This window comes from Flavobacterium glaciei, assembly GCF_003350545.1.
GTDB lineage: Bacteria > Bacteroidota > Bacteroidia > Flavobacteriales > Flavobacteriaceae > Flavobacterium > Flavobacterium glaciei.
Window position 1 is genome coordinate 258,367 of sequence record NZ_QQBA01000001.1, and the last position, 14,375, is coordinate 272,741.

15 protein-coding genes are annotated in these 14,375 nt (G+C 32.8%); all 15 read right to left on the reverse strand.

The window, feature by feature from the left end:
• The 15 genes from DFR66_RS01220 to DFR66_RS01285 all read right to left on the reverse strand — a co-directional run bounded on the left by DFR66_RS01220 (position 1) and on the right by DFR66_RS01285 (position 14,374).
• Entirely contained in the window at positions 1-1,398 is a 1,398-nt protein-coding gene (locus tag DFR66_RS01220) for a glycosyltransferase family 28 protein (RefSeq protein WP_114753040.1), read from the reverse strand.
• Positions 1,399-1,472: 74 nt separating this feature from the next.
• Entirely contained in the window at positions 1,473-2,108 is a 636-nt protein-coding gene (locus DFR66_RS01225) for a class I SAM-dependent methyltransferase (RefSeq protein ID WP_199755469.1), read from the reverse strand.
• Between the two features lie 289 nt (positions 2,109-2,397).
• Complete coding sequence (locus DFR66_RS13825; RefSeq protein ID WP_158634629.1) at positions 2,398-2,535, reverse strand: hypothetical protein; 138 nt, start codon at positions 2,533-2,535, stop codon at positions 2,398-2,400.
• 217 nt (positions 2,536-2,752) lie between these two features.
• Positions 2,753-3,625 carry an N-acetylneuraminate synthase family protein gene (locus DFR66_RS01230; protein ID WP_114753041.1) on the reverse strand — a complete coding sequence of 291 codons (873 nt, stop codon included), beginning with the start codon at positions 3,623-3,625 and terminating at the stop codon, positions 2,753-2,755.
• The gene (locus tag DFR66_RS01235) at positions 3,618-4,778 is read right to left on the reverse strand and encodes an acylneuraminate cytidylyltransferase (protein ID WP_114753042.1); all 1,161 of its coding nucleotides are present in this window, start codon (positions 4,776-4,778) and stop codon (positions 3,618-3,620) included. The genes DFR66_RS01230 and DFR66_RS01235 overlap by 8 nt, the downstream gene beginning before the upstream one ends.
• A gap of 110 nt (positions 4,779-4,888) precedes the next feature.
• Complete coding sequence (locus tag DFR66_RS01240) at positions 4,889-5,962, reverse strand: glycosyltransferase family 2 protein (protein WP_114753043.1); 1,074 nt, start codon at positions 5,960-5,962, stop codon at positions 4,889-4,891.
• Between the two features lie 45 nt (positions 5,963-6,007).
• On the reverse strand, positions 6,008-7,168 hold the full coding sequence (locus tag DFR66_RS01245; protein WP_114753044.1) for a glycosyltransferase family 4 protein: 1,161 nt from the start codon (positions 7,166-7,168) through the stop codon (positions 6,008-6,010).
• A 39-nt stretch (positions 7,169-7,207) separates the two neighbouring features.
• Positions 7,208-8,125 (reverse strand): glycosyltransferase, encoded by a 918-nt coding sequence (locus DFR66_RS01250; RefSeq protein WP_114753045.1) that lies wholly within the window; start codon positions 8,123-8,125, stop codon positions 7,208-7,210.
• A complete protein-coding gene (locus tag DFR66_RS01255; RefSeq protein ID WP_114753046.1) occupies positions 8,122-9,222 on the reverse strand; it encodes a glycosyltransferase WbsX family protein in 1,101 nt (366 codons plus the stop codon). Before DFR66_RS01255 ends, DFR66_RS01250 begins: the two co-directional genes overlap by 4 nt.
• The gene (locus DFR66_RS01260) at positions 9,206-10,069 is read right to left on the reverse strand and encodes a glycosyltransferase family 2 protein (RefSeq protein WP_114753047.1); all 864 of its coding nucleotides are present in this window, start codon (positions 10,067-10,069) and stop codon (positions 9,206-9,208) included. The genes DFR66_RS01255 and DFR66_RS01260 overlap by 17 nt, the downstream gene beginning before the upstream one ends.
• A gap of 48 nt (positions 10,070-10,117) precedes the next feature.
• A complete protein-coding gene (locus tag DFR66_RS01265) occupies positions 10,118-10,933 on the reverse strand; it encodes an FkbM family methyltransferase (protein ID WP_114753048.1) in 816 nt (271 codons plus the stop codon).
• 44 nt (positions 10,934-10,977) lie between these two features.
• On the reverse strand, positions 10,978-11,757 hold the full coding sequence (locus tag DFR66_RS01270; RefSeq protein ID WP_114753049.1) for a glycosyltransferase: 780 nt from the start codon (positions 11,755-11,757) through the stop codon (positions 10,978-10,980).
• Positions 11,758-11,764: 7 nt separating this feature from the next.
• Positions 11,765-12,619 (reverse strand): glycosyltransferase family 2 protein, encoded by an 855-nt coding sequence (locus tag DFR66_RS01275; protein WP_242008611.1) that lies wholly within the window; start codon positions 12,617-12,619, stop codon positions 11,765-11,767.
• Positions 12,619-13,401, reverse strand: a complete 783-nt coding sequence (locus DFR66_RS01280) for a glycosyltransferase family 2 protein (protein WP_158634630.1) — start codon at positions 13,399-13,401, stop codon at positions 12,619-12,621. The genes DFR66_RS01275 and DFR66_RS01280 overlap by 1 nt, the downstream gene beginning before the upstream one ends.
• A gap of 13 nt (positions 13,402-13,414) precedes the next feature.
• Positions 13,415-14,374 carry a glycosyltransferase family 2 protein gene (locus DFR66_RS01285; protein ID WP_114753052.1) on the reverse strand — a complete coding sequence of 320 codons (960 nt, stop codon included), beginning with the start codon at positions 14,372-14,374 and terminating at the stop codon, positions 13,415-13,417.
• Between the last annotated feature and the right edge of the window lies 1 nt (position 14,375).

Below are 14,375 nucleotides of genomic sequence, written 5' to 3' on the forward strand. Positions count from 1 at the left end.
TTATTTTTTTAAAATCAAATCAATACTTTCCCATATTTTCTCCGAAGCTTGAGTTGGAGTGGTACCAGCAACAATTTTGTACCATTTTTTACCTTCTGAAACATTCGACAATTGACCTTCGATGATTTGATTTACCAAATTTTCCAAGTCTTTTTTATCCGTACAAAAAACAGCTGCTTGTGGGCTGGGCATACTTCTAAAATGAACATACTTATAATTTTGTCCAATGTCCCGAATGCCTTTTCTTAGTTGGGGTTGCTCGTAATTAAAGTAAATACAGGGTTTTTCATGAGCTACAAAATCAAAAACTGTTGAGGAACATACATTCGTTACCATTTCAGAATGGGCGCAAACATTGTACAACAATCCTAAATCTTCTTTAGTAGGCAAAATTTCATTCCATTGTTTCCCCATAGGTTTCCAGATAGGATCGATTGCAACAATTACATCTGCATTTGCTTGTAAAACAGCATCGTATCTATTGGTGGTGTCAACTGGACATTTTCTGTAGATAATTCCAATATTCTTGCCTTTAGCATTTAAATTGCGTACAGCATGTGCCAAATCTTCTAAATAATATTGATCTAAAGGCGAGGTAGTTTCATCATCACCGGAATAACAAATATATTTTTTATCTATATCCAAATGATGTTCGGCACAAAAAGCAGCTCTTTCTTTTAGTAGTAGGTTGTCGTAATGCGGTTCAAACTGCGGTGTTCCTGTAACAATAACTTGGGATTCGTTTATGAATGGGTAATATTTTAAAACTTCCGATTTCATTAAATCACTCCAAACAAAATAATAATCGGTTTCTACCACTTGCATTGCCTTAGGCACATTATCCCATGAATATACAAAAGCAACAGTAGGAATTCCTAAATCTTTGGCTGCCAATAAAGCGCTTATTGATTGCGTAGCGCGTTGTGTGGTACAAAACACTAAATCCGGTTGGTGTTCTAGCAACTGAGCTTTGCAATACTGGTATTTTTCAGTGGAACGTTCCAGACGATTGATTCGTTTTCGGATTCTTACAATCCCTTTTTCTGTTGAATTCAATCCTATTAATAACTTCGTATAAAGTGTAATTAAAGTATTTTTTATGCCATTGTAACTAAAAGGAAATTTATAAGTAGGATACACATCATCCTTAAACTTCTTTTGTGACACATTTAATTCGATATGTTTTCTAATACGAGAATAGATTGGCGTTAACCTATTTATTCTATGGTTTTCAATTTTAACCTCATCATAACCCAACTCTTCTTTGAGCGAGAAAACGGTATTATTCCAGTAGACAATTTGATGTCCTTTTTGTTCTCCTAATTCCTTGAATTTAGTAAATGCAAAATTGCGCAAACCTACTCCATCTGGAAAAAAAACAAATATTTTTTTACTCATAAACAAATTAACTTATTGATAAAAACCAAAATTAAATAAAACACATTTCTTCATTTATTTTAAAAAATAGAATTTTACTTTACACTGACTAAAACTTCAATCAATTCCCCCCTAATACCATAATGTAAATCATCAATATGTTCAATTATTGTTTTAAGTCCACTTTTTTCATTTATGAAATCGACAATGTCAAATCCCCAATGCATGGTAACTGGAGATCCATTAGCATCAACCACATTACTGTGCCATTCGGGTTTGTTAGTAAAGATAGGCTCTCCATTTTCTCCTTTAACAGCCCAAATTTCCGTTTTCATATGCTTATTGATAATTGGAAGAGTAAATATATGAGCGCCTCCTTTTCTCAGTGTTCTCGCAATTTCTGAAAAAGCTTTTTCAGGATTATATACATGTTCCATTACATCTTGAGAAATCACAAGGTCAAAAGAACAATCATTAAAGGTTTGGTTTTCCAAGTCCTCATTTTGAAAATTATTAATAACAGCTCCAAACTCTTCATTGGGATAGTACTGAGTTGCTAAATAATTTTTTGAATTATTTTTTAATTTTAAACTCGCCCCTCTATTCCCTGGGGATGACTCATGAATATCAAGATTTCTCCAGTTTGGATAATATTTTTCAATAACCACCATCAAAGCTCTTTCTCGTGGAATTGACTTACAATTACTGCAAATAAATAATCTCTGAGCCAACTATTTTTTGATTGAAAATGAACTTCTAAATCACAACAAGGACAATAACCCTTTTGAGAAAAATAAAACCCATTGGGTAGGACATATTTTAATATTTCTTTTTTTAAACTGTCCTTTATTCCTTTTATTTTTCTTTTAATTAAACGCTTCATATCTTTTATACTGTTTTTTTCTTTTAAAATTTTTAATTTAGTGATACCCTGTTTAACAAATTTTTGTTTCTAAAATAAAAAACACTTCAATCAAGAATGTTGATTTTTCTCAATTGAACTTTATCTTAAAATATATTCTATTTGAGTGAGAAAACGGTATTATTACAGTAGACAATTTGATGTCCTTTTTGTTCTCCTAATTCCTTGAATTTAGTAAATGCGAAATTGCGCAAACCTACTCCATCTGGAAAAAAAACAAATATTTTTTTGCTCATAATTTAATTTATCAAGCTCGTTTGGTGTTTAATTATTGATTTTTTTGCGGTTATATATTACTAATCCTGAATTTTTATTAGTTTATAAAAATAAAGTTCTTTTTCTCTTTAAACCATTAAGAAATTAAGGTTCATTAAGGTTAAAACTTAATTTTCTTAATTTCTTAATGGTTTAAAAATATAATAAAAATTTTTCACAGCTTAGCAGACTGCTCTACTACTTTTTATTCTTCAACTTATCTCTTTGCACTTGTTCAATAGGTAAAATATCCATTGATTTATAGGACAAAGCACTGTGAACTGCGTTTAAATCTCTGGCTAATTTTCTCAATCCCATAGGTTCTAAGGAAGCCGCATGATCAGTTCCTTTCCAAGTGCGATCTATAGTATAATGTCTTTCAACAATGTTGGCACCTAACGTATAAGCTGCTATATCTACTGCTATTCCTAAATGATGTCCTGAAAAACCAATATGTTTTACTGTGTCACCATATTTTTGCTTTAGCAAAGTAATATCTAACAAACAAACATCCTCAAATGGAACCGGATATCCTGAAGTACAATTGTATAACACTAAGTCTTTATTCCTGCCTTTTTCAACAAAATAATTGACCAGAGTATCTGTTTCATCTTTAGTGGTCATTCCAGTTGAGATATGAATTTCTCCTTGATAATGATCACACAGCCAACCCAACATATCAAAATTATTATTACAAGCGGATGGTATCTTTATAAATTCTGGCTGAAGTGAAGCAATTTCTTTGGCTGAAGTCGTGTCCCAAACCGAAGTGGAATACGTAATTCCAATAGATTCACAATACTCTTTTAACTCTTGATGTTGGTTTACATCAAATTCTAAAAATTCACGGTGCGCACCATACGTATCGCCATAAGAGTTGCTGGCATTGGGATGCGGTGCATTGTATTGCTCTTCAGTCAATAATTCCGTATTGTTTCTTTTTTGAAATTTTACGGCGTCAACATTACAAAATATCTTGGCAATCTTTATCAATTCTTTTGCAATTGCCATATCGCCTTTATGATTACAGCCAATTTCAGCAATTACATACGGTTTTTTTAACTCAGTCATATCTTTTATTATACTTTAATATCATTTCACAAACTTCCCTGATAGCCCCGGCTCCAGAAGCTGTTCCAAGCACAAAATCAGCGTTCATTTTTACTGTAGTTGTCGCATTTGCAGGAGCAAAAGACAAACTGCAACTACACATATTAGTCAGATCATTAACATCATCTCCAACATAAGCAACAGCGCCAAAACTACTATTTTTAGTGGCAAGAAATTGCTTCAGAAATGAATATTTATCTTTCACACCAAAAAACGCCTCTTTAATTTGAAGTTTTTGCATGCGTTGCACCACCAGTTTAGAATTTTCAGAAGTTAGTGTGATTACTTCAACATTATTTTCTCTTAAAATTTCTAATCCCATACCGTCTCGCATATCAAACTTTTTGGCCATTTCTCCCTCTTCATTATAATATACCCCACCATCTGTAAAAACGCCATCAACATCCAGTACTAAATAGTCGATTCTTTGTTGGGTTTTACTCTTTTTTTGTCGCTCTATCAGTAAATTTTCAACAATATTCCAGTCAGAGAGGCTGTCTATCTCCATCAAAGTTTCCTCTGGCATTTCTACTAATCCAATACTACCACTTACTCTGTTTCTCGAATGTAGAAAAAGTTCTTTTTTAGTAGCATATACCGCTCCATTTTCTATTAGCAATCCCTCAAAATTTTGCCTTCTGGGTCTGTTAAACACATCATAATTTTGCGGAGTTCCGTCCTTGTTCCAGGTAAATCGATGGGTGTTGACGACAGTAAGAGCACTGTCATATTGTGTTGTAGTAATTTTATCTAAAACGGCATTAATATCGGCAGATAAGGTCAAAGGCGAAGTCGCTTGAAGCAAACATAAAACCCCGTAATCATGATTAATTTTCTCAGAAAACTCCATCATGGTACTCTCCGTAGAAGCGGTATCATTGGCATTTTCTTCGTTGCGCAATAAGGCATACACCTTATCGCTCCAGTAATATTCGCGTTCTATATAGCTAATGATTTCTGTATCGTTTGTAAATACATATACAGCATCCAAATCAGAAAAAATAGCTTCCGTAAGTACCCAGGAAAACAAGGGCCGTCCTACCATTTTCTTTTTATTTTTCCCCGGAATCCCTTTCGAATCTTTACGCAGTGGAATGATGCCTATTTTTTTCATAATTGTAAGTGAATCGGTTATTTATTTCTTGTCTTCTATATAATTATGCGAAATAAGTTTCTATAAATAATCGCAATGCAAGATAAAAAAAGTATTTATGAATAGATTCTTTAAAATACCATTTTGAATTTAATACACTTTGAATCTTTTTCATAGGCATATTCATATGGATTATTACGATAATTTTTAATTATTTCTTCTAAAATCATTCTATTTATTTGCTCTAAACCAATATAAGAAATCGATTTTTTCTGAATTACTTTTCTCAAACCATTTTTAAACTTTGTATACCAATTGACCTCATCTATCCGGATAAATACAACTTCTTGTTTAAAATTCCTTAACTGTGCTAAAAGAGCAATTATTATCGTAAGTGAATTTGGCAAAACAAATTCGACAGTTGTTGAATTTAACTTTAATCGCTGATACATTGCGATGTCTGGCATTTCACCCCATGATTGGTTATCATTAACAATAATTTTTTTAGTCACTTGCCCTAAGTACATATAATTATGATTTACCGTCTCTAAACCACTATGAAAAGGGTGCTTGCTCAATGCATTTCGATATAGTTTTGGGTGCCATTGGTGTTTTACTAAAATAGTTGAATCATAAAATTTAATTTCATAACCTAAATTTTTTAACCTTAAGTGAATGTCTGTATCTTCAGCACCCCAACCATGATAAAATTCATCATAACCATTAATTTTTTTTAAGGTTTCAGTTGAAAACAATGTTGTACCTGTGACGGACATACTCCCCTTAAAGTCAACTTGATATTCTTCATATTTTTTATTTTTTAATGATTCTTCTTTTGATAAAAAACCATATTGAAAATAATGAATTTCATTGTCGTTAATCAATTGATAAGCTAAGTTTATAAACTCAGGAGCAAAAATTAAATCTACATCGCCCACTAAAAAGTGAGAAGTTTTAGTCTGTTTTAAAGCTATATTGATTGCCCTACTTTTATTCCATAACTGACCATTGACTGGGCACAAAATTAAATTAACAGTATTATAATTTACCATCAAATCATTTAATTTTACTAAGTAATCCAAATCACTACCATAATCTACAAAAAACAATTCAAATTCATTTATTGTTTGATTTCGAAGAGATTCTAAACAATTCTTAACAATCCGTAAATCACGATTCCTATTGGTTAAAACTAGTGTAATCATATACTAAAGTTTCTTTGTAGCGGTTTTATTATAATCTCTGTATTCTTAACAGTAACTTGCTTTTATAAACACTTGTTCGTAAAATGATAAAATATCTTTTTTTAAAGTTATTCTATTGCAATCCTTTTGAATCAAATGAATATTAAAATTTTGTGCTTGTGCTCTGATATCAGGATTCAAAATGGCCCATTCGATACTATTGGCTATTTCTTGCGTATCCAGTGGGTTGTTAATTAAGACTCCATTGACGCCATTTTCAATCACTTCTTCTGATACATTACCGGGATTTGATTGTATAGGAAAAGCACCCATTCCCATAGCTTCCAGCAAAGCATTAGGCATACCATCAGAAATACTGTTGCCAATATGCAATACAGATTGTCCCATTATTGCTAGTAATTCTGGATTAGAAATAAACGCACCTCTGTTGATAACCCTCACTTTTAAACTTTTAAAAAATTCCTTACTTTTTAATTGATTTGAAACAGAAGCATCAGCACTATAAACCACTATCTTATAATTCTGAATCAAAGCTATAGGAACTAGTTCTAGTGCTTCAATCACTTTAGAAGCCATTCCTACTCCATCATCATACCCCTTAATAATAAGAGTATCCCGCTGATTACTGTCTTTTATCTTTGCTGTGTCAATTGTTATCCCACCATTTCCGGGATATACTCCCAAAAATGTATTCCTGTACCCATTTGCAACGGCAATGTTATAGTCTCTAATACAATCCGTAATTAAATAATCGACTCTTCCTAAAAAACTAGACACCGTTCTTTTAGTAATTCCAAGTTGCTGGTAATAATACAAATCACTTCCCCAAGATGAATAAATAAAGGGAATGGAATGGTGTTTTTCCATCACTACTAAAATAGGAAGACCAGCCAACCGCATTTCGAAGCTATGAACAATATCCGGCTGATATTCTTGGATTATATTTTCAAAAACGGCAGTAAGATTTTTTTCATTATATTTTTGAAGGTAAGCATATATTTTAGGTAAATACTGTTTAAAAGTGTGTCGCATCGGGAAATTCCATTTCAATTTCCATCCTTTAATCTGAGTTACCCAATTAATTCTTTCAACCTTAGTACCCCCATCAGAAGCATCAAACCAAATAACATCATGCCCCGAATCTTTCAATTGGTCAACCCATTGAAAAAAATGATGATTAGGAATAGATACCATGAGGATTTTCATATTATTCTAAATTTATTTTTTGCCAGCTGTAGCTAATATTTAAGTAAAACTTTGATAAACGGAATATCCGTAAAATCTAATAAATTGGATTTTTTTATTGGTAGTTTTCAAAATCTTCAAAAATAATTGAAACCCTTTTAAATAATCCTTTTCTCGATTAAAACAAGTCATTAAGTCTTTGTTCCTACTGAGAATACTTGAAGCAATAATTTGCTTTTTATGACTGAAATTCTCATCCACAAATACATGTTCTAAGATGTCAATTAAGACTTCAATAAAAACACTGGTCTTCTTCATGTAGGCTGATGAAACTCCTATGTTCATTCTATAAACTGCTGTCTTATCATCCATAAAATGAATTTTACCTCCATTTTTCAACACCCATAAATAAGTTTGCCAATCACCAAAAGGAAAATTAATAATCCAAGAGGGAATACTATCTTCTTTGCTTTGAACATTCCTAAATAATGCTGTAACTGAGTGAATAAAATTATCAATAATCAAATCATCAAAATCTAGATGTTTCTTATTTAAGCTGTAGTTATAATCAATATATGTCCCATCAGAATACAACCTTTTTACTGCGGTATATACTATCGAATAATCTGGGTTTTTATCTAAAAAATCGACTTGTTTTTGTAACTTATATTCATCAATCCAGTAATCGTCTCCATCGCAAATGGCAATATAGGTACCATCACATTCAGCAATAGTGCGCATGTAATTGGCAATCAAGCCTCCGTTAGTAGCCGGGCTTGGCAATAATTTAATGCGATCACCATATTGTGATGCATAAGTTTCGCAAATTTGTCTAGTAGTATCGGTACTGGCATCTTCGCCAATAACTAATTGATACCTGAAAGTAGTTTTCTGCATCAAAATGCCTTCAATCGCTTGTGCTATAAACGCCTCCTGATTGTAGGTTAACATAAAAATACTTACGGTAATATTACTCATTTCAAGCTCGTTTTAGACGGACCTTCAATTACTTCTTGGGTGGCTTCAAGATATGCTGTGCCCCATTTTTGGCAAGGTTCTAGATGATTCCCTTCGGCCCACTCATTCCATGCATTGATGAATAAAAATGAGTCTGACGCTTTTTCCCATGGAAAATTATCAGCAATATGTCGCAGCCATTGTTTATATTTTTCTGGTGTTGATTGATGCAGAATAAAAGGATAGTTTTTTTTTCTAGCGGTATTGTCCCACATTGGAGTTATACCTGGATATACTTTTGGATTGAATTTGTTATTCATTTGATGATTCGCGTACGCCTCATAATCATTTTTTATAACCTTTGGTGGTGCATATTTACCAGAGATTTTCTTCGTTTTTATCTTAACTCTCTCCCAGATTGTTGCTTTGGGTGCCGCAGGTGTATCCGAAAAACTAGGCTGAAATTCAAAGGCAAAATCAAAACAATCCATAAAAACTTCGTTAACTGATTTTCGAGCAAAACCAATGTAAAAATCAGGAAATCCTGCTTCTTGAACCCTTTTACGCCATATTTGAATGGTTTTGTGTATATCTGGAAATAAATTCGGACGGTACACCATAAAAACAGGTTTGCCGTTTACTTTTATATATCTCGTATCCTTAAAATACGGAATTAAAAACGCTATGTGTTTTTCATCATCCTCAGATGAGTATTCCTGCCTTAGTAACACATCACGTTCGGCCTCTATCCAAGTTTTAGTCCAATTCTCATTGGCCCAACACATCATAAAAGGCAAATCTTCTTTTGGATTTTTCATCTTACGTTGCAAAGGTTCTTCGAGAACTTGCTTACCAGTAAACCAGTAATGATAGTAACAAAAACCGTGAATCCCATAAGATTTAGCTAGCGCTTCTTGAGCCAATCTGGCCTCTTCTAATCTTAAATCGTAAAAACCCAGATCAGCAGGTAAATGCGGTTGATAATGATCCTTGAAAAGCGGTTGCGCTTTAGAGGAATTAGTCCACTCTGTAAACCCTTTGCCCCACCATTGATCATTTTCAGCGATAGGATGAAACTGCGGTAGATAAATTGCTATTGGTTTAATTGCTTTTGACATATTGATAGAGATGGATTATTTTGGCAATCATTCGAGCCTTAAATTTTTTAAAAATAGGAGTTTTATTTTTATATTTTATTTCTCTTTTTTTCACCATGAGCGCTCTAATTAAGGCTCTTTCATTTTTTGTTTGAAAGTACCGCAAAAGAATTTCTGTACTTTCTAAAAAACCTTGTCGCATGGCTGGGTAATTGGTACTCATGGATTCCTTTCGGATGCGGTAATAGGCTAATACATTACTGTTGTTCTTGATTTTATTGGCATGATAAAACAACTGCACCCAAAAAACCCAATCTTCGTGATTGGGGAGTGAAATATTAAAATAAATGGCATTTTCAAGTTGTAGTTTCCTTTCGAACAAAATAGCGTGGCAAGGAATTGACAATCTGTATTCCCAATCTAAAATAATTTGGGTTACAAAAGATTCCTCCGAAACAAAAGGAGTTAAATACTTATTTGGAGCGACTGTATTTTCTGTACCGTCTAGAAATGAAAAATAATCCCCCACACTAATAGAGACCTCTTTCAAATCTTGTAATTGCAACTCAAACTTTTGACGATGTATCTTATCGTCTCCATCTAAAAATTGAATATAATCACCTTCAGCTAACTTCAAACCTGTATTGCGAGCACCACTCAATCCTGCATTCGCTTGAAAAATATATCTAAAACGACTATCTAAAGCACACCAATTTAATGCAATATCCTTTGAACTATCTGTGCTACCATCATCAATAATCAAACATTCCCAATTGGTATGCGTTTGATCTAACACTGACTGCAAAGCTTCCTCTAAAAAAAGAGCTTGATTGTAACACGGAATAATTACTGATACTTTATCATTCATTTTTAGATCTTTTTGTCATACCGGACCGAGAAATTTAAAGCTATACTTTTACAAGGCTACTTCTCGCACTGCAAATATACTAGACCAATGTTTATCATCTTTCCAGACCTTAAACCCTTGCTGTTGAATAATCAATTTAAAGTGAGTTAAATCTTCTTCTTTATCCAAATGCATTTCAATGTTCATTGCTCCTACTTTTTGCATCCAACTCAAATCAGAAGCTTCTAAAATAGCTACTTCAGCGCCTTCTATATCCATTTTCAAATAATCAACAAAATCTAAATTATGATTTTTTAAAATAGTTGAAAGTTGTAAACAAGGTACCGTTACAAGTTGGCTATTTTCATTGTTATTAACTTCACTTACAATAGCGTACGAATCAAAATTTGCCGCATTAGCATAGCTAACCGTGGCATCTTCTATCCAAACCGCTGTATTCACTATTTGTACATCAGGGTACTTTTGAGTATTAGCTACAGCCAAAAGAAAATTTTCCTGATTCATTTCGTACCCAATGATTTTAGCCAATGGATATAATTGTTTCATGTGAGCAACCGTAAGACCAATGTTACTTCCCAGATCTAAAATAATTGGATTTGACCGAAGAATCGCTTGAGTCGGTGGCAAATGATATTGCTCTTGTAATACATAAAAAACAACATCTTTGTCTACAAAATTTTGACGAATCGTTATGCCGTGTTTCCAGCCTTTTGGTTTTAAGCGAATGTACTTTTTATAATTCGTTTCCCTATTGATTTGATCTAATTGATACTTATCATAACGTGAAAACAAGGGATGCCCTGTCAAAACATTTTTTAGATTTCGAATTTTTTTTTTTAGTTGTGCTAATGCAGATGCAAACATATTTAGGGATTTGATTTTAATTTTGCAAAATTGATTCTTATTATTTAAAATTTCTTCGGTTTATTAATTATAAAAGACAGCAAAAATAAAAATCGTTTACTGTGGTAATAGCAATCGAGTAGCCACTGCTTGCTGCTGTTCCAGATACCGCCAATAAATCCTTTGCAAGCCTTAGCTAAACTAATATCTTGATGCCACAACTGATAATTTCCTACCACATCATTTTTAAATCTAAAAAACAATTGTTTGGGACTTCTTTTAATTTCGTAGCTAAAAACAACAGGAGCAAATTCAATATCATAGCCGTGCTGAAGCACACGAACGGTCCATTCTTTATCTTCAAAAGTAGCGACATCTTCTCGAAACGGATATTTTTCCCAAACTGATTTACTAAAAGCCGAACCTGAAAATATCAACCCTGATTTGTTAGGATCGACTGTGGCCGAAACCTTGTTGATGTAATTGCGGTAATCATTAGCGTTATGCAAACAGCGTAGGCCTGCCAGATGAGGATTGCTATCAAATTTTGCTTGAATCACCTTAAAAAAATCAGGACTTACGGGATACGAATGCGCGCTAAAAATAACTACGATAGGAAATCGAGCTTCTCTAGCACAAACATTAGCGCTTCCACCAAAACTAAAATGCTCGATAGTGACGAAACGTGCACCAAATTGTTCCGCAACTTCTTTGCTAGAATCAGTTGACAGATTATCAACAACAATGATCTCCGAAATGTCATTTGCGTACCTTTCCGTCAAATTTTTCAACAAAAAAGAAAGAACAACAGATTGATTTTTATTTCTAATAACAACTGAAATCATTGATACTTTATTTTTTTATCATTAACCTTTGTACTATTCTATAAGGCTTGGCAATTATTTTTGCAATTTTATATTCTAATGATTTTTTTATCTTGTTTTCACTTGTATGATGCTTTTTTATTAGATAAAACAAATACTCCATTGTTGTATCAAACTGTTTAATATAAATCTCGCTGTGCTTCTTAAACACATATTCCATATTAGATTCTACGTGATTATTTAGGGTTTCAATGAGCATGGATTGCTTTGATTTTCTGTAATAAAATAGAAAAGTTTCCACAAATTTATATTCCCATCCTTTTTTAGTAATTGCAATCCAAAATTCCCAGTCTTCAAAACCTTGTTTCATGTTTTCGTCATAGCCGCCCACTTCCTCCCAACACTTTTTACGGTATAATGAAGTGGCCATCATATTATTTTCATATAGTAATGCGTGATAGGTAGTACCGATAGGCTTTTGTTTGTGAATAATATTTGAAATGTTTTCAATAAAAAAATTACTGTAACAGGAAACAATAGCAAGTGAGGGATTTTGTTGTAATTCAGGAACTAAAAGTGTTAAATAATCCTCATGCAACAAATCATCTGCATCTAAGGGTAAAATATATTCCCCTTTACTGATGCCAATGCCAGCATTACGAGCAGAAGATAACCCTCCATTTTCTTTTTTAAGATACTTAAATCGACTATCTATTGCACACCATTTTTGAGCGATACTTTCCGTATTATCAGGGCTACCATCATTGACAATAATACATTCCCATTCTGTATAGTTCTGATCCAATACAGATTGCAGCGAATCTTTCAGAAAATGCGCTTGTTTGTAGCAGGGAACAATTATAGATACTTGTACGCTCATCATCAAAACTGGTTTAAGAATCTTAATTTGACTAATAATTGAATAATTCGGGATTTTCTAAAAGTAGTGACAATATCTTTATAAAGAAGGACATCATCTAAATCTTGAACATAAGCGGCATAATCCTGTTGTAATACCTGTTGCTTTTCATCCTGTTTTATCGCTCTATTAGCGGGATTAGAACTCATGCCACCAATATAAAAGGTAGACAAAGTCGTATTTATTTTTTTATAGGATAAATTATACTTGCAAATACTGTCTATAAAAAACTTCCAATCTGATAGAATCTTAAAATCTTCACTATACAAATTCGTTTTTTCAAAAGCCCCTTTTGCTATAAAAGTAGCTGGATGTGGCAACGTATCTTTTACAAAATAGGAAAAAGAAAGTACATCAGGATACTCTCTAATAAATAATTCAGCTCCTTCTATAACTTGTAAATTGAAATAAATAATCACTTGGTCTTTAATTACTTGGTGATTTTGCTCTAATACTGTAGCAGAAAAAAAATGATCGCCACTATTCAAAAAAAGTAAATACTCCCCGGAAGCTTGTGCGATTCCCTTATTCATGGCATTATAAACTCCTTTGTCTGGCTCGCTAACCCAATACGCAAATCGTTCGGATTTACTTTCTATATACGCCACACTTCCATCTGTAGAACCGCCATCAATAATGATATGCTCAAAGGCTTGCCAAGTCTGACTGGAAACACTCTCAATCGTTTTTTGTAATCCTTCCAGATTGTTATAATTGATGGTGATGATAGAAATTTTAGGTTTCAAGTTTCTAGTTGTTTTAATTCTTTTGGTACAAAAATGGAAAAAGGATTTGTCTTTGTCTAATTATTGGAAAATATTTGATGCTTAAATAAGTAAATAAAAGTTTTTGATTTTCAAAAAAAAGCTTTGACCAATATATAGTGTTTTGTAATAAACCATTTTTTTGTTTGAATTTCAAAAGCCAAATCCATTTCAATAAAGTATCAATTTTTGCTAATGGAATACTATTGTTACTACTCCAGGCAATAAGTGATTCATACATTTTTATCACATAAATTTGATACAAATCATCTCTGTTAAAAATATTAGCGTCATGAATTCCTCTTTTAGCTACTGGTTCCTCTAACACTCCACCTACTAATCTCGTTTTCAATGCCATTTTCCAAAATAAATCTGAATCTTCCGAAACTACTAAAGTTTCATTAAACAATCCAGTTGCATCAAACATTGATTTTTTCACTGTTAAGCCATCAATATGAAAAAAACCATATTTTCCTGAAATTAAGGCATCAAAAAGGGAGTCTGGTTCAATTCCTGTTGTCATTGTATTTAACTTCAATTGGCTTTGCTCCTCTGTGGTAATTGTTCTGTAAAAATGAAATCCTACCGCACTATAAATTCCATCACATTTCTCGTTTTCTTGAAATACTTTGATGTCATTGACAAATCTATTGGGTAAAAAATAATCATCGGCATCTAAAAACGCAATATAATCTCCAGTCGCTTTTTGAATACCCAGATTTCTACTGGCAGAGCGGCCTTTGTTTGCATTATTAGGATGTTGATACAGGTGCATCCGAGGCTGTTCCTGCTGCAAGTGTTTTAATAGTGCTAGCGAACCATCACTACTGCCATCATCTACTACTACAATTTCAGTTACTTCGGGTTGTTGTAAGACAGACATAACTGCTTTTTCAATAAAGCGCTCGCAATTGTAAACTGGAATAATAACCGAAAGAGTAAAATGATTATCCATA

Excerpts from the sequence above, each read along its gene's own strand:
- DFR66_RS01220 (WP_114753040.1), bottom strand. The coding sequence starts at position 1,398 with ATGAGTAAAAAAATATTTGTTTTTTTTCCAGATGGAGTAGGTTTGCGC.
- DFR66_RS13825 (WP_158634629.1), bottom strand. The coding sequence starts at position 2,535 with ATGAGCAAAAAAATATTTGTTTTTTTTCCAGATGGAGTAGGTTTGCGC.
- DFR66_RS01230 (WP_114753041.1), bottom strand. The coding sequence starts at position 3,625 with ATGACTGAGTTAAAAAAACCGTATGTAATTGCTGAAATTGGCTGTAAT.
- DFR66_RS01235 (WP_114753042.1), bottom strand. The coding sequence starts at position 4,778 with ATGAAAAAAATAGGCATCATTCCACTGCGTAAAGATTCGAAAGGGATT.
- DFR66_RS01240 (WP_114753043.1), bottom strand. The coding sequence starts at position 5,962 with ATGATTACACTAGTTTTAACCAATAGGAATCGTGATTTACGGATTGTT.
- DFR66_RS01245 (WP_114753044.1), bottom strand. The coding sequence starts at position 7,168 with ATGAAAATCCTCATGGTATCTATTCCTAATCATCATTTTTTTCAATGG.
- DFR66_RS01250 (WP_114753045.1), bottom strand. The coding sequence starts at position 8,125 with ATGAGTAATATTACCGTAAGTATTTTTATGTTAACCTACAATCAGGAG.
- DFR66_RS01255 (WP_114753046.1), bottom strand. The coding sequence starts at position 9,222 with ATGTCAAAAGCAATTAAACCAATAGCAATTTATCTACCGCAGTTTCAT.
- DFR66_RS01260 (WP_114753047.1), bottom strand. The coding sequence starts at position 10,069 with ATGAATGATAAAGTATCAGTAATTATTCCGTGTTACAATCAAGCTCTT.
- DFR66_RS01265 (WP_114753048.1), bottom strand. The coding sequence starts at position 10,933 with ATGTTTGCATCTGCATTAGCACAACTAAAAAAAAAAATTCGAAATCTA.
- DFR66_RS01270 (WP_114753049.1), bottom strand. The coding sequence starts at position 11,757 with ATGATTTCAGTTGTTATTAGAAATAAAAATCAATCTGTTGTTCTTTCT.
- DFR66_RS01275 (WP_242008611.1), bottom strand. The coding sequence starts at position 12,619 with ATGATGAGCGTACAAGTATCTATAATTGTTCCCTGCTACAAACAAGCG.
- DFR66_RS01285 (WP_114753052.1), bottom strand. The coding sequence starts at position 14,374 with ATGGATAATCATTTTACTCTTTCGGTTATTATTCCAGTTTACAATTGC.